Raw genomic sequence first — 15627 nt, forward strand, 5'->3', positions numbered from 1 at the left:
ATCGGATGCGGCGCGCTTTCACTCCCCTGCCAGACCATTCAGGAATTCGACTATCCGAGCAGTGCAGCTATCGACACAGGATCGTGACGTATCGATGGTCAGCTCGGGACACGAAGGCTTTTCGTATGGGCTGTCAAAGCCGGTCAATTGCCTGATTTCGCCTCGAAGTGCGCGCCGGTACAGTCCTTTTGGATCGCGAGTCATGCACACGTCCAACGGTGTGTCGATAAAGATTTCGACAAACGGCAGCGGCTCCGTCAACTGGCGGACGAGCCTTCGGTCGGCCTCGAAAGGCGATATCGCCGAGACGATGCATACTGCGCGCTGACGTGCGAGAAGCACAGCGATCTCGCCGATCCTGCGGATGTTCTCGTGTCGGTCAGCGTCCGAGAATCCCAGATCTGAATTCACGCCGCGCCGCAGATCGTCGCCGTCCAGCATGCAGACAAAATCGCACGATGGCTCAATGGCGCGGCGAAGCGCCATGGCAATAGTCGACTTGCCGGCCCCCGACATTCCTGTTAGCCAGACGACGATGCCCGCGCGAATGCGCGGTGACAACATTACGTTGCCAGGCGATGCTGCGGGGTTCATGTAGGCCACTAGTTTGACTCCATGTAAGACGGCTCTTGTTCTTCAGTGAGTTTCTTCACTCCGTCAAGTCTTCGCCGGACCAGGGGGATACAGTTGGTCCGACGAAATAACACGCGTGATGCCGTCTACCGTTGAAGTCTCATTGGCGATGATAGAGCAAAATAATCCCTGACCCAACTTTCCGTTGAGAGGTGAAGCCGGCACTGGCCGTCTATCCGTGGGCCGACGTCAGGACAAACGGTGATAGCCGAGTTATCCCCAGGGTTAGCCACAGAAACTGTGGACAAGAAACGTTGAGCGAAGTGGAAGTGAAGAATTGGGCGTTCGACGAGTTTGAATTCGTAAAGTAACGCGAGGGCTCGGAGGCTAAAGGAAGATAGCTCGGCCGTTCATTTCAAACCGACAGACACGAAGCTGCGTGCGCGGTCGCGTTGAATCAGCAAGGCGACCTTTGCCAGCGCGCGGAGCTGCGCGCAAAGGTTGATATACCGATAGCTGTCGTTCCTCTCGTCGGACTGATTTTGCGTCGAAGAGGGCACTACAGTCTGACGTGCGATGGGACAGGGTTGCTGCGCGTTTACGAAGCGAGTTGGAAGGGCGGCAGCGGCATATCATCGCCGTCGATGAAAGCGGTCGCACAACGGACGGCGAAAGCAAGTGCACCGTCCTTGTTCGCGAACAAGCCTAGCTTGCCCAGGGACGTTGCGTGGCCGTCCTCCTCGAAGATGGAGGCCGTCGCCATGAAGGTGCTTCCGACAGGAGTGGCAGCCGGTTGAAAGGCTGCGCCACGGTGATAGATGATCATGGGTTGGCTCGTTGCGAGTAATCAGGACACACGAGACGTATGGAGGCCGAGGTGCCCGTCGACGCGGCTCATCAAGCAGTCATCGGGGCGCCGAAGAGCGCTCCAGGCGGGTGGGATGCGGTTACGCGGCCAGTCGAAGGTCGGACGACGAAGTCGACGAACGCAGCCATTCGGACGTCGGTGCTTGACGTGAGTCGATAGCGGCCATGCCATATGCAAACGCATAGCTGACCGCGCAAAGTGCGCTCGGGAAGTTGCCGAACATGCTGCTGCGTTCCGGGCCGGCGCTCGGCGTACCCACGATAAGCATCGCGGCGTACATGTCATGGACCGACAGGGCAGTTGCAGTGAGGGTGTGTCCTTTGTAGGTGATGTCGTGCACTTGGGTCATCGGTTTGTCTCAGGTTCTTTATCGGCGGGCGGCGCTCTGTGGCGCGCCTTCGGAAGCTCGTAGATGCGCAGACGAGTTCAAGTAAGCCGTCATCGATGCGGCCGACTGCCCGGTAAGAGCGATGAAGTCGTGGCGGAGGATTTGCCGGTTTGCCTTGGCGAGGGCAGCGGGCCGGGCGCCCACTTACCGAACGTGCTAATCGCCTTGCGCAAAAACTGGACATCTGAGGTAAGACTAACCGTTCAAAAGAGTCATTTTCAGCACTTGTTATGTTTTATTACTTTTATTGGGTGATCCCTTAAATCGGATCATTAGACGGTGTCTTGGACACGCTCGCGCCGCGTCAGGTGCGCCTTTGCACGGCCTACGATTTTTGCCGCTATAAGCGTGCGACCGTCCTGCGGCGCATTGAGCCGCGCATGCAGGTCGCTGCTTGCCGATAAGCTGATGTCGTGACAGTCAACGCTCACACTTCTCGTGTGGCAAAAATGTCAAAGCCAGGCGGTCGTATTTTTGAAATGTATTTTCGAAGGCCATCATAGGGCAACAAGCTTTGAATCAGGTTTGAAGCCAAATGGAGGCATGTCATGGGCAGCGCGCTGGTTTGGGCAGCCATCCCTCACAACGGTGATGGGGTCGTGTTCCAGGTTCGCGTGATTCGTGGACTTCAACGTTTTCATATCTCACGCCGGGCGCTCGAGGAGGCTTTCGACTTGGCGCCTCATGCATCGGATGCAGGACAACTCGAACTCTTTTATCAGCACAAGACTCACATCCTGAGCCGGGCCATGCGGAAGCGTCCGATTGCGCGCGCTGACACCGCTGCACTTCAGACTGCCGATTTCACCAGCGTCCTGGAAGCGGGGCGTGGCGTAACGCCGTACCTGTCGAAAGCGCTAGTGTCTCCGGCGTCAAACTGAAGGGCCGTTGAATTCTTCGAAGACACTTTCGGGCGGGTTTTCGTGAATGAGTGCAGTTGGCCGATTCCGTTTGAAAGAACGGCGCTATAGGGAGTGAATCGGCAGCTCGGTGTCTCTCAAGGGGTGGGTCTTCGCCGTGCTTTGGCTCTTCGGTGCTAGCCGCTTCGCCATCCGCCGTAGATTCTGCCCGCTGCGACCAAGAGGAATGAATTCGTCGTGCGCGCCGCTGGGTCCGCGCAATCGCAATCGTGCAGCCCGATAGGCTCTTCTTTCACCAACCAGCCAAGCCTCGCTCCGGTTCCATATGCAATAACACCCATCGGAACTTGGATATGAGCGAGAAGCGCTGATCGACGCGATTCACGATCCTCTTCGTGGACTCCACGCCGGCATCGAAAAGCGCGTGCGCGGCGGAGGGCAAAAAGCCCTTGGCACACCACTGTCGAGCGTCGATTGCGTCGAACGTCCAGGTACTACGAACGTGGGCCGGTGTTCACAATAAGCACTTTTACGATTTCACAGGTGCGACGCGTTCGACGTCCGAGGGGCAGAAGTGGAAGAAGTTCGTTCATCCCGATGACCTGTCGGTCGTGGAGCGAGCGTGGTCGCATACGAGCTCGCGCGACGGCTCCGGGCTTTGCCCGGCAGCAAGGGGGCTGTGCTTGTCGCGCATACGGGATACGGCCAGGAAGAGGACAAGGCAAAGTCCGAGGCGGCCGGGTTCGCTCACCACCTGGTCAAGCCGGTGGGCATTCTTGATCTACAGAACGTGCTCCAACAGGCAGCTCATTAGACGCGATCAGGATGCGCCCGCACGAACGAGAGCATCGGATCGCGGCTCAGTGTCCGGGCGTTGCACCGCGTGGAGACCACGGGTCAGCCTGGCGTTAGTGTCAGTGAGCGACGCTTGTGATATCTACTACTGACGCGCGCCGCACCACGCAGAACTGTCTCGCCGCCAACCCGGCATGAGCGCCAGACGAAGCTAACGCTGCCGACGATCGTCGCGACCGCCGTGGCGTTGTTCTGCCTGCTTCGTCGCCGCAGGCACATCGAGGCAGAAGCAAACGAGGAAGGCAGTGGCGAAAACGATGAGCCCGAGTCTGCAAATCAACATGAGGCGAGCTTCGGTGAAACGATCGACCCCTTTAGCGGGACGGAGCGCATCGATTCGATTCATTCGATTAGTTAGAAAATCGAAACGCCTGCCAAGAAAATATCGTTGCACGGACCGGAGCGAGAATCCGTGAAAGTCTTCAAAGTGATCACCGGAGCGTGTACCTCGTTTGTCTTGAGCAGTGCGTGCGCGAGTCCAGTCGATTTGTCGAATGCATTGCCGAATTTCTTTGGCGTGGGGATCGGCTCGACCACCGAGTATGCGGGTGGGAAGGACCGCATCGTAGGCGTGCTTCCGGGCATGCGCTACGTGACGAGCGGCGGCCATCTGTTCGAGTGGTACGGAACCTATGCGCAATACAACTTCGGGAGCCTGACCGGGTTCCAGTGGGGGCCGGCGTTGGCGCTGCGTCTGGGACGACGGAATGTCGACGACCCTGTCGTGTCGCAGGTCCACGATGTCTCCAACACGCTGGAAGGAGGCGGGTTCGCCGGCTACGAGTACAGCCACGCCGGCGACGTGCCGTACCGCCTGCGAGGAGAGGTGACCGTCGTCACAAATGCCGGAGCCGTCTATACGGGCGCACGCGTCTCGGTCAATACGAGCGCGTGGTTTCCGCTGCATACGCGGGTGTTCATCGGAGGGGGAGCCGGGGCGACCTGGGTGAGCGGCGGCTTCAACGAGACCTACTACGGCGTGACGACCGAGGACGCTCAGAACAGCGGACTACCGGTCTTCAATCCCGGAGGCGGCCTCAATCAGCTTACCGGCTGGATCGCCGGGATTTACCAGCTCAGCCCGAAATGGTACGCGGGCGCGATGATCTACTATCAGCGCCTGATGGGCGACTCGGCAGCAAGCCCTATCGTGACGCAGCGCGGCACGCGCAATCAACTGACATACGGCGCCGGCATTGCCTATGCCTTCCAATGATCTGCGCCGAACCCGGTCCTTGATCGTAGCGAGCGATCCACAATCCCATGGAGCCGCGCTTCGGCAGTCGCTCGCCGTTCATGGCGTGGTTCGCCAACTACGGGTCGGCGGGCCCGATCGCGTATCCGGTCGAAAGCGAGTGACCGGTTCGGGCAATGAGCGATATCTTGCGACGCGAACGCACGGCCCGGCTTCCTTGAAATCGCTCGAGCGTTCACATACTGTGAGCAGAGCGGCGCGTGTTTTTCGTGCGCAATGACCGCTCAGGATCGAAAGAGCGTTGAAGTCCGATGCTGTTCAGAAACGAGACGGCCCGGTAACGGCGCTTGACTTAGGGCGTGCCGCCGGGCTCCAGAAAATGCGCGGTATGGCCCGTGTTGGTGGTGCTAGATATGCGTGAATGCTATAGCAGGCTTTTCATCGCATTGGCGCTGTGTGCAGGCGGGTGCGCGGTCCCTCCGACGCCGCCGGAGAGCGGTGCGCCCACCGTCGCTCCAGCGCCGGCGCCGGCGCCCGCGGCAAGCGCTCCGCAAACCTTTGCGATGGATCCGGCGTCGCTGGACAGGCTCGTCGGTCCGATTGCACTCTATCCCGACGATCTCGTTGCGATCATTCTTCCGGCGTCCACGTATCCCGTCGAAGTCGTTCAGGCCGACCGGTTTCTCGATCGCAGAAAAACCGAGAAGGACTTGCCGATCAACGAAGCATGGCAGGACCCCGTCAAGGCGCTGCTGAACTACCCCGAAGTCTTGAAGAGAATGAGCGCCGACCTCGACTGGACAGTCGCGCTCGGAGAAGCCGTGGTAGCGGACCAAAGCGCTGTATTGCAGGCGGTCCAGCGTTTCCGGCGCCAGACGCAATCGGCAGGGAACCTCAGGACGGACGACAAGCAGACGGTGGTCGTCGAAAAGGAAGTCATCAAGATCGTGCCGTCCAACCCCGAAGTGATCTACGTGCCGCAGTACAACCCGTCGACGGTCGTCATCGCCAGCCCGACGCCGGTGTACACCTACTGGCCTGCGCCTTATCCCGTCTACTACTATCCCTACGCGCCGGGCGCGGCTTTCGCAACGGGTCTGATCTGGGGCGCGGCGATCACGGCGGCGTGGAACGGCGGGCACTATGTGTCGCACTACGAGGGCGGCAACAACACGATCAACATCAATCGCGAGAGTAACGTCAATCGCACGGAGGTCAGGAACGAAGTGAGCAATCGCGCCGCGAACCGCTCGGCGAACGGGACGTCCGGCTCGCAGCGCACGACGCAGTGGCGTTCGGAGAAGAAGCCCGGGCAGGTGTCGGGCACCAGCACGCGCGCCGCATCGCAGCGCGTCGGCGATGCGCCGTCGCGCGCCAACGCCGGCAACGTCGGCGCGTCCGGCGGCGGTGAGCGGGCTGGTGCGCGGGCGCCGTCCGCCGCGCAGACGCCACGCGGGCAGGGCAACGGCAACCTTCAGGGACGCGGCGGCGACGCCTTCAGCGGCTACGGGTCCGCTCAGGGCGCGCGGGCGGACAGCGCGCGCGGCGCGGCGAGCCGGCAGTCGATCTCGGGCGGGCAGGGCGGCCGCAACTTCCAGGGCGGCGGCTTTTCCGGCGGAGGCCGCGGTGGATTCGGCGGAGGCGGCCGCGTGGGCCGTCGATAGGAGACGTTCCATGAGCCTGTCGTCGCGTCGACTCAGATCGTGACGCATCCTGGACCCGCGTGCAGGAGCCTCGATCGTCGAGCTTCGTGGCGATGCCTCAAAGAAGAATGGGGACGCTGATCAAAAGAAACACGACGATGAAGACGACGCCGAAGATCGCGCCCAGCCGCCAGTAATCCGCGGCGGGCAGATAGCCGCTGCCGAAATAGACCGGGCTCGGCCCGGTGCCATAGGGCGTGAGAATGCCCATGATGCCGAGCGTCAGAGCCAGCATCAGCGCGAACGCCTCCATCGGCATGCCGGGAATGGTCGAGCCCACCGTCAGCATGACCGGGAGCATCGCCGTCGTATGGGCGGTGACGCTCGCGAACATGTAGTGCGTGAAAAAGAAGATCAGTATGAGGACCACCGCCGCCATGGTCGGCGCGACACCGCTCATGTGCGCCGCCATCATGGACGCGAACCATTTCACGAAGCCGGTTCTGCTCAGCCCGTCGGCCAGCGCGACCAGCGTCGCGAACCACGTGAACGTGTTCCAAGCCTGCTTGTTTGCGAGCATGTCGTCCCAGGTCACGACCTTCGTGACCAGCATGAGCGCGATCACCATCAGTGCTGCAGTCGTGGGATTGACGAACTTCTCGCCGAAGATCCAGAGCCCGAGCGCAACGAGCACCAGCACGCCAAGCGTCAGCTCACGCCGCGAGAGCGGCCCCATCTCTTTCAACTGCTGCGAGGCCCACGCGGGCACTTCCGTGCCCTGCTTGACTTCGGGAGGATAGAGCACGTAGGTGAGCAGCGGCACCGCCAGCAGCAGGATGATGCCCGCCGGTGCGATCGCCAGGAACCATCGCGTCCAGCCCAGATCGACGTGAACGGTCTTTCTGATGAGCTCGGCAGCCAGCAGGTTGGGGGCGAGCGCGGTCAGAAACATCGAGCTCGTCACGCATGTCGTGGCGATGGCCGTCCACATGATGTACGAGCCAACCCGGCGCGCCGAGGGATCGTTCGGCTTCGAATCGTATAGCGGCGGCAGATTGCGGATCACAGGGAAGATGGTCCCGCCGCTGCGCGCCGTGTTGGAGGGCGTAAATGGCGCGAGCAGCATGTCCGCGACCATCACCGCATAGCCGAGGGTGAGTGTCTTGCGGCCCATCGCCTTGACGAGCATGAGTGCGATGCGGCGGCCGAGGCCCGTCTTCTCGTAGCCGAGCGCGAACATGAAGGCGCCGAAGATGAGCCACACCGTGCCGTTCGAGAATCCGGAGAGCGCCCAGCTGAGGCTCGCGGTCGCCACATTGAAGCCCGGCTTCGCGAGCTGTTCGGGACTGAAGAACACCCACTCGCAGAACACCGACACGAGCGTCACGGCGATGAGCCCGATGGCCGCGCCCGGGATCGGCTCCAGCATCAGCCCGACGATCACGCCCGCGAAGATCGCGAAGTAATACCACGCGTGCTGAGCCAGTCCCTCGGGCGCGGGGATGATCGCAATCAGAACCACCACGATGAGTGGCGCAAGCGCTTTCCAGAACGTCTTCATGCGTCCTCCGCTTGGAAATAATCACCCGTGTGCTAAGGTTTATATGTCGATTTTTCCGAATTCGCCAGTGCGGGGGCAGTGCCGCACAAGAACCGAGTGCGCGAAGATGGTTTGCCTGAGCATTGAAGGGCGCGAGGTCGAAGCCCCCGCGAACTGCTCGATCCTGCAGGCCATCGTGCATGCTGGGCAGACGCTCGTCGAGGGCGTCGGCTGCATGGGACAGGGCGTATGCGGCTCATGCCGCGTGATGGTCCGGCGAAGCGGCCAGCAAGAGGTGACGACCGCGCTCGCCTGCGAGACCCTGATCGAAGAAGGGATGCAAGTCGCCTTTCTCGACTACTTCGCCATTGCGTCACGCCATGTGTATCGCATGGACGATTTCAGCGACAGCTGGCAGACGCTGCGCGCGATCTCTGAAGTATTTCCGGAAGCACCTCATTGCCGTCACTGCAGCGGTTGCGATCGCGCCTGTCCGAAGCATCTCGACGTCCAGCGCGGCGTGAACCTCGCCGTGGAGGGCAAGCTGGCCGCATCCGGCCAGGTTTTCGATGAATGCGTGATGTGCAATCTCTGCACGCTGGCGTGTCCCGAGCATATTCAACCCAACCATCTCGGCCTCTTCGTGCGTCGGATGATCTCGGCGCTGTCGTTGCGGCCGGCCAACCTCATGCTACGGCTGCAGCAGATCGAGAGCGGCGAGATGAAGATCGATTTCGATGCGCCGGGCGCGCAGCCGCCACGCTGACAGGACCGACCGATCATGGCTGCCGGCATACCCTACGAAGACGCGCGCCAGCGCTATCGCCCCGGTGCGACGCCGCCGGCACGCAAGGACGACACGTCCATCGATGCGCTTCTCAAGGCCTATCACCCGGATCATGGCGCCCATGCGCGAGTGGCACTGAGCGTCGGGGTGAATCGCGGAGAGCCGTGTCAGCCCGATCTCGCCGGTTACCTTCAAGCCAATGCGCTGATCGACGACGTCGACCTCGCCGGTGCGCAGCTCACGTCCACCGACGTGCTGGTGGTGGGCGGAGGCGGCGGTGGATGTGCCGCCGCGCTCACCGCCGCGAGGCAGGGCGCGAGAGTGATCCTCGCCACCAAGCTGCGTCTGGGCGACAGCAATACCGTCATGGCCGAAGGCGGCATCCAGGCTGCCGTCGGCGATGACGACAGTCCCCAGTTGCACTTCGAGGACACGTTGCGCGCCGGGCATTTTTGCGGCGACCGCGAGCTCGTTGCGCAGATGGTGATGGATGGCCCCGACGTGATTCGCTGGCTGATCCGTCTCGGCATGACGTTCGACCAGGAGGAGGATCAGCCCATCGGCGGCAACCTGCTGCGCAAGAAGCCCGGCGGCGCGTCGGCGGCGCGCATCCTTTCCTATCGTGACTACACGGGGCTGGAGATGATGCGCGTGCTGCGCGAGGCCGTGGAGCTCGAGCCGGGCATCGAGGTGTGGAACCGCTGCCCCGTCGTCGAGCTGCTGTCCGACGAGCGCGGGCGCTGCGCCGGGGCGGTGATCTACAACCTCGAATGGCGCACCTTCTCGCTGGTGCGCGCGCATGCGGTGATCCTCGCCACCGGCGGCGCGGGGCGGCTGCATCTCAACGCCTTTCCGACGTCCAATCACTACGGCGCCACGGCGGACGGGCTCGTGCTGGCCTATCGCCTGGGCGCGCATCTGCGCGAGCTCGACTCGTTCCAGTATCACCCCACCGGCATCGCGTATCCGCGACATCTCGCGGGCGGGCTCATCTCGGAAGCGGCGCGCTCCGCGGGCGCGAAGCTGATCAACGGCGAGGGTGAGCGCTTCGTGGACGAACTCAAGCCGCGCGATGTCGTGGCTTCGGCGATCCTGCGCGAATGCGAAGAAGGGCGCGGAATCGTACGCGACGGTCAGGTCGGCGTGTTCCTCGATACGCCGACGCTCGAACTGGAGAACCCCGGCATCCTCGAGAAGCGCCTCGTGACACTGCGCCATCTCGCGCACAAGTGCGGTCACGATGCAGCCGAGGAGCCGTTCCTCGTCTATCCGACATTGCATTACCAGAACGGCGGCGTGGCCATCGACAAGGACGGCGCGACGAGCGTGCACGGCCTCTATTGCGTCGGCGAGGTCACGGGCGGGATACACGGGCGCAACCGGCTGATGGGCAACGCGCTGCTCGATATCCTGAGCATGGGACGCCGCGCCGGGGCCAGGTCGGCGCAATTGCCGGGACGCTTCGAAGCGAGCCGCGCCGGAATCGGTCACGTCCACGCGTGGCAGCGCGAGCTGACCCTGGCCGGACTGCCCTTGCATGTGAAAGCGCCGCAGCTCTTTCCCGGCTACGCCCACTTCGATCTGCGAGCCGACGCCGGCCTGCGCACGCACGCGCGCGGGAGCGTGCCCGAAGGCATCCGGTGAAGCGATCCACGGAGCGCGAAGATGGACAAGCTGAATCAGGTTCTTCTGAGGGACGATTTCCGCGTCGGCGCAGACCTCGGTGCGTGGCTCGCGCATGAGGGCGGCGCGGGGCTCGCGAGGGCTTTGGAGGATCCGACCGCGATCATCGCTGAAATCGCCTCGGCGGATTTGCGCGGGATGGGAGGCGCCGGGTTCGCGACCCATCGCAAATGGACGCCGGTTGCCGCCGCGCGTGACGGCGACAAATACATCATCTGCAACGGCAACGAAGACGAGCCCGGCACCTTCAAGGACCGATTCCTTCTGGAACACACACCGCATCAGGTGATCGAGGGCGCGCTCATCGCCGCGCTGGCGACCCGCGCGAACCACGTCGTCCTGTACGTCAACCCGCATCAGCAGCTGGCTCTCGCGGCGACTCGGCAGGCTGTGCAGCAATGGCAGGCGCACGCGCTCTTTGCCGCGATCGAGCAAGCAGTCGGCGGCACGGTTTCGCTTGGCGTCGTGCCGAGCTCGGGGCTTTACATCGGCGGAGAGGAAACCGCCGTGATCGCGAGCGTGCAGGGCGGCTTTCCGTTTCCGCGCCGCAAGCCGCCGTTCCCGGCTGAAGAGGGCGTGCATGGCGCGCCGACCGTCGTGAACAACGCCGAAACGCTTGCTCACGTGCCGGGGATTCTTCGCCACGGGGCGCAGTGGTATCGGGATCTCGGCGTCGGAGACGCGGCCGGAACCAAGCTCTACTCGCTCTCGGGCGACGTGCTGCATCCGGGTCTCTACGAACTGCCGATGGGCACGCGTCTCGAATCGCTCGTCTTCGAGCATGGCGGCGGCATGTTGCAGGGCAAGCAGTTCAAGGCGGTCTTCACGGGCGGTCCCTCGAATACCTTGCTGACGAAGCGCGATCTCGACGTCCCGCTGGACTTCGACTCGGTGCAGCAGCGCCGTTCACGCCTCGGGACCGGCGCGATGATCGTCGTGTCGGAGGGAACCAGCATCGTGCGCAAGGTCGCCGAGTACGTGAGTTTCTTCGCCCAGGGTTCATGCGGCCAGTGTCCGCCGTGCAAGGGCGGCACCTTCCAGCTGATGCAGCTGCTCAACCGGATCGACACGGGCCGCGGCGTGCGCGCCGATATGGACGCCCTGGAGAACCTGTGCCGCATTCTTCCCGGCAGCGGGCGCTGCGGTCTTATCGACGGTGCGGTGACGGTGGTGGAGAGTTCCGTCAACCAGTTCCGCGACGAGTACGAGGCGCTGCTGATGGCGTAGACGCCTGTGCCATCGCGCATCACGCGGACAGCCTTTTGCCGGGAGCCGGACACCATGCCTTACTTGCAACTCGATGTGAACGGCCACTACTCGGCGGAGCAGAAAAAGCGGCTCGCCGCGAAGATGAGCGAGACCTACTCCAGCATGATGTCTGTCGATATCCGGAGAATCAGCGTGGCCATACGCGAACTCGGCGCCGATGGCGTCTGGCGCATCGCGGAGCCGGACGGGGAGCCGTTGCCCGTGTCCGTGATGATGCTGGACATCAGGAAAGGACGGCCGCCTGAGCTGCGCATGGCGCTGGCGAAAGCGCTTTGTGCGCTTTGCGCCGAGATCCTGGGTCTGCGCGAGGACCGGCTCAACGTCGAGTTCACCCAGCACTCGGGAGACGAGATGTATCACCCGTCGCTCGGGGGTTTTAGCCCGGAATGGGAGCCGGGCGAGCAGTGAGGGAGCGGAAGCGGGCTGTCGGCGCGATGTCGGCGCGTGATCCGGATTGCAGACCGATTCGCGTGCAGCCTTCGCTGCGCGTTCGATCGCTTTTCGGCGGCGCATCGAAGAACCGTTGCCTATGATTAGCATGAACGGGTCAATGCGTGCATCGTTACTCTGATTGCCCACCATGCGTTCGCGGGCGCATGGCTGAAGCCGACTGCTTGACGGTCAACGATCATTTCGCCGCCGGGCGGAATCAATGGGGAGTGGCCATGGCGATATGGATTGCACGACTGCTGAGCGCCGCCCTTGTCTTCGCGTTTTCGGCAGGCTGTCAGAAACAACAGAGTCAGGACGTTCCTACCCAGGCAGCCTCAGCGGCAAATCCGGCCTCCCTTGCGTCCCCGGCGGTAGCCGCGGCGATACCTCCGCTCCCCGCATCGGCCGCGGCTCCTGCGCCGGCGTCGGTCGCCCAGCCTCAGGTTCCGCCTCAAGGCCAGCAATACCCACCCGAAGAGCTCGAAGCGCTGGTGGCACCCATCGCGCTCTATCCGGATTCGCTGCTGTCGCAGGTTCTGATGGCGTCGACCTATCCGCTCGAAGTGGTGCACGCCGCGCGCTGGGTGAAGGAGCACCGCGACCTGAAAGGCGACGCCGCGGTAAAGGCGGTGCAGGACCAGCCGTGGGATGTCAGCGTCAAGTCTCTGGTTGCATTTCCTCAGGTGCTCCAGCCGATGAACGACAAGCTCGACTGGACTCAACGGCTCGGCGACGCGTTCCTTGCGCAGGAGAAGGATGTGCTTGCCGCGGTCCAGCGGCTGAGAATCCGCGCGCAGCAGGCAGGAAATCTGACGTCGAATCCGCAGCAGAAGGTGATCGTCGAAGCGCCCCCCGCTGGCGGACAGCCCGCGCCGGGGGGACAAGCGGCTCAGGCGCCTCAGACCATCGTGCGCATCGAACCGTCGGACCCGCAGGTCATCTATGTTCCGTCCTACAACCCGACTGTCGTCTATGGCGGCTGGAGCGCGCCGGCTTACCCGCCGACATACTGGCCACCCTATCCGGCGTACTACCCCGGAGCTGCCCTCGCGAGCGGATTCGCATGGGGCCTGGGCATTGCGGCGGCTGGCGCGATCTTCGGCGGTTGCAACTGGAATAGCGGCGACGTGAACATCAACGTCAACAGGGCCACCAACATCGACCGCAACTTCAATCGCGCCAACGTGCAGAGCAGCGGGCGGTGGCAGCATGATGCGCGGCACCGTCAGGGCGTCGCCTACCGCGACAACGCGACACGCCAGAAGTACTCGCAAGGCGTGCAGGGCGCCGATGCGCGGCGCGACTATCGCGGCCGCACCGACGGCGCGGCCGAGCGTGCCGGCGCGACCAATCGGGCGGCGGCAGGCAGTCCATCGGCTGCCAACCGTGCGGCGCGCGGAAACAACGCCAACGCCGGCAACCGGGCCGGGGCTGCGAACACCGCCGGCGCGGCTAATCGGGCCGCGACGCCCAATCGTGGGACGGCGGCGCCCGGTCGTGAGACGGCGGCAGGCAATCGTGCGGAAGCCGCCAATCGCAACGCCGCGGCGGGCAATCGCGCTCAGGCGTCCAATCGGAATGCTGAAGCCGGCAATCGCGCCCAGGCGCCGAACCGCGCACAGGCGCCCAGTCGTGGCGGTGCGCCGAGTGCTCAACCCGGCTACGGGGGAGGCGGCTACTCGGGCGGCGGTCGCGATACCGCGTTCCAGGGCGTGGGCGGAGGCGGCGCGGCGCAGCGCGACTACAACCGTGGGCGATCGAGTGTTCAGTCGTCGAGCTACGGCCGTGCGGGCGGTGGCGGCGGTGGCGGTGGCCGTGGTGGTGGCCGGCGATAAGGAGAATGAGCATGAACGGACTTTCGCGTGTCAATGCCGCGCTGACCCGATTCCGGGCTGCGATGATGGTCGCGCTGGCGCTTGGCCTCGCACCGCTTCCGGCCATGAGCGCGCAGTCGTACTTCCAGTCGCCCGAAGCAGCGATGGACGCCTTCGGAACGGCCGTCGCCAACAATGACGAGACCGAGCTGAAGGCGTTGCTGGGCGATGACTTCCGCGCATTGATCCCTCCCGTGGGCGCGGAATTGCGCGACAAGTTCCTGAGCGAGTGGCAGACGTCGCACACGATCCGAGCGAACGGCGGAGACCATGCCGAGATCGCCGTGGGCAAGGATGGATGGACGCTCCCCATTCCCCTCATGAAGACGGCGCAGGGCTGGCACTTCGACATGCGCGCCGGGTCCGACGAAATGCGTCTGCGCCGTATCGGACGCAACGAGCTCGCCGTGATCCAGACGATGCTCGCGATCTACGATGCCCAGCGCGACTATGCATCGACCTATCACGATGGCAGCAAGGTCTACGTCTACGCCGACAGGTTCGCGAGCAGGCCGGGCAGGCATGACGGGCTCTACTGGCCAAGCGGATCCGAAGAGGATTCGAGTCCGCTTGGCGCCGCGTTCGAGACCGCGGGGGCAAGCAATGCGACGGAGGCCGGCTATTACGGCTATCACTACAAGCTGCTTCGCGCTCAAGGCCCCCATGCGCCTGGTGGCGCATACGGTTACATGGTCAACGGGCGTCTCTTCGGCGGCTTCGCCGTGGTCGCGTGGCCCGCCCATTACGGCGATACGGGCATCAAGACCTTCATGGTGAGCCACGATGGCCAGGTCTACGAGCGTGACCTCGGCCCGGAGAGCGCGAAGAAGGCCCAGGCGATGACGACCTTCGATCCGGGACCGGGATGGGAAAAAATCTCGCCTTGAGGGGGCTGCGGACGGTCCTCTGGCCGGGTGCTTGCGCCATAGGCTTCGATGTCGAGTCGCGTCACGCGGGAACTCATGTGCGATGCCCGCAGCCGTCCGATCTGGATCAGTTCGCCCAGCTATGAACGGCGCGACCTTTTTGCAATGCGCCATCCATTCGGCCGAATCATCTTGGTCTGAAGTTATCTCGTTCCGAGAAAGCACGTGCGCTCCTCTAACGGCGCCTGAAATGTCTGGCGTTTGCCGACATCGAACGATCGGACTGTTGTTCGCGTCCATCGCGTGATCGCCAACACACGCGCGGATTCGACCCCAAACAACCTGTATCCGCCCATGAATTCGACGCAAACCGCCAATCCGCGTCTTTCACACTCATTGGCACGCCTCATGCAAAAGATCGGCTGGCGACTTTCACGCCATTCACTTCGACTTTTGCCAGGAGACCAGCCATGACTACGCTCACCATCAACGATCTGCCGCGTATCGACACCCTGCATCGGCACGCGATGTCCTCTATTCGCGGCGGCATCGCTACGATCACCCTGCCGCCGAACGGCAACCCCGGTCCATTGCCGCCGTCCATTCCGGCGTCGTGGCCCGGCATCGCCGCGATCCTGAAGGATCTGCACCTTCCGGTGCCGTGGCCTGGACAACCGGTGCCTCAGGCGCAGGACCCGCGTCTGCTCTGAACGCTAAACGACATCGTCGCGACGAGCCGGCAACGCTCTCACGAACGACGTTCGTTGCCCCGCACCCGCTGCCCTGCGCGGCAG

Annotated in this window: 14 protein-coding genes; 10 read left to right on the plus strand and 4 right to left on the minus strand. The window is 63.4% G+C overall.

Annotated elements, in window-relative coordinates:
- Positions 1-18: 18 nt before the first annotated feature.
- The 3 genes from cysC to AWB78_RS12440 form a co-directional block, all read right to left on the minus strand.
- Positions 19-594 (minus strand): adenylyl-sulfate kinase, encoded by a 576-nt coding sequence (gene cysC / locus AWB78_RS12430; protein ID WP_062604878.1) that lies wholly within the window; start codon positions 592-594, stop codon positions 19-21.
- A gap of 577 nt (positions 595-1171) precedes the next feature.
- The gene (locus AWB78_RS12435) at positions 1172-1399 is read right to left on the minus strand and encodes a hypothetical protein (protein ID WP_062604879.1); all 228 of its coding nucleotides are present in this window, start codon (positions 1397-1399) and stop codon (positions 1172-1174) included.
- A 121-nt stretch (positions 1400-1520) separates the two neighbouring features.
- Positions 1521-1790, minus strand: coding sequence for a hypothetical protein (locus AWB78_RS12440; protein WP_157697497.1), 270 nt, complete (start codon positions 1788-1790; stop codon positions 1521-1523).
- 587 nt (positions 1791-2377) lie between these two features.
- On the opposite strand from AWB78_RS12440, the gene AWB78_RS12445 reads away from it, so the two are divergent.
- The 3 genes from AWB78_RS12445 to AWB78_RS12465 all read left to right on the plus strand — a co-directional run bounded on the left by AWB78_RS12445 (position 2378) and on the right by AWB78_RS12465 (position 6403).
- A complete protein-coding gene (locus AWB78_RS12445; protein ID WP_062604881.1) occupies positions 2378-2710 on the plus strand; it encodes a hypothetical protein in 333 nt (110 codons plus the stop codon).
- A gap of 1246 nt (positions 2711-3956) precedes the next feature.
- A complete protein-coding gene (locus AWB78_RS12460; RefSeq protein WP_062604884.1) occupies positions 3957-4760 on the plus strand; it encodes a MipA/OmpV family protein in 804 nt (267 codons plus the stop codon).
- 542 nt (positions 4761-5302) lie between these two features.
- Positions 5303-6403: a DUF3300 domain-containing protein gene (locus AWB78_RS12465; protein WP_062604885.1), complete on the plus strand. Its 1101-nt coding sequence runs from the start codon at positions 5303-5305 to the stop codon at positions 6401-6403.
- 97 nt (positions 6404-6500) lie between these two features.
- On the opposite strand, the gene AWB78_RS12470 is transcribed toward AWB78_RS12465, so the two are convergent.
- Positions 6501-7943 carry an anion permease gene (locus AWB78_RS12470; protein WP_062604886.1) on the minus strand — a complete coding sequence of 481 codons (1443 nt, stop codon included), beginning with the start codon at positions 7941-7943 and terminating at the stop codon, positions 6501-6503.
- Positions 7944-8049: 106 nt separating this feature from the next.
- Here AWB78_RS12470 and AWB78_RS12475 point away from each other — a divergent pair, with 106 nt between their 5' ends.
- From AWB78_RS12475 to AWB78_RS12505, 7 genes are all read left to right on the plus strand, one after another.
- A complete protein-coding gene (locus AWB78_RS12475) occupies positions 8050-8688 on the plus strand; it encodes a 4Fe-4S dicluster domain-containing protein (RefSeq protein WP_062604887.1) in 639 nt (212 codons plus the stop codon).
- Between the two features lie 15 nt (positions 8689-8703).
- A complete protein-coding gene (locus AWB78_RS12480; protein WP_062604888.1) occupies positions 8704-10353 on the plus strand; it encodes an FAD-binding protein in 1650 nt (549 codons plus the stop codon).
- Positions 10354-10374: 21 nt separating this feature from the next.
- Positions 10375-11619 (plus strand): complex I 51 kDa subunit family protein, encoded by a 1245-nt coding sequence (locus AWB78_RS12485; RefSeq protein ID WP_062604889.1) that lies wholly within the window; start codon positions 10375-10377, stop codon positions 11617-11619.
- A gap of 54 nt (positions 11620-11673) precedes the next feature.
- Positions 11674-12069, plus strand: coding sequence for a tautomerase family protein (locus AWB78_RS12490; RefSeq protein ID WP_062604890.1), 396 nt, complete (start codon positions 11674-11676; stop codon positions 12067-12069).
- 188 nt (positions 12070-12257) lie between these two features.
- Positions 12258-13928, plus strand: coding sequence for a DUF3300 domain-containing protein (locus AWB78_RS12495; protein WP_232477676.1), 1671 nt, complete (start codon positions 12258-12260; stop codon positions 13926-13928).
- Between the two features lie 11 nt (positions 13929-13939).
- Positions 13940-14854 carry a DUF2950 domain-containing protein gene (locus AWB78_RS12500; protein ID WP_062604891.1) on the plus strand — a complete coding sequence of 305 codons (915 nt, stop codon included), beginning with the start codon at positions 13940-13942 and terminating at the stop codon, positions 14852-14854.
- 449 nt (positions 14855-15303) lie between these two features.
- Positions 15304-15543, plus strand: a complete 240-nt coding sequence (locus AWB78_RS12505; protein ID WP_062604892.1) for a hypothetical protein — start codon at positions 15304-15306, stop codon at positions 15541-15543.
- Positions 15544-15627 lie beyond the last annotated feature (84 nt).

The organism is Caballeronia calidae, assembly GCF_900044055.2.
In the GTDB taxonomy this organism is placed as follows: domain Bacteria; phylum Pseudomonadota; class Gammaproteobacteria; order Burkholderiales; family Burkholderiaceae; genus Caballeronia; species Caballeronia calidae.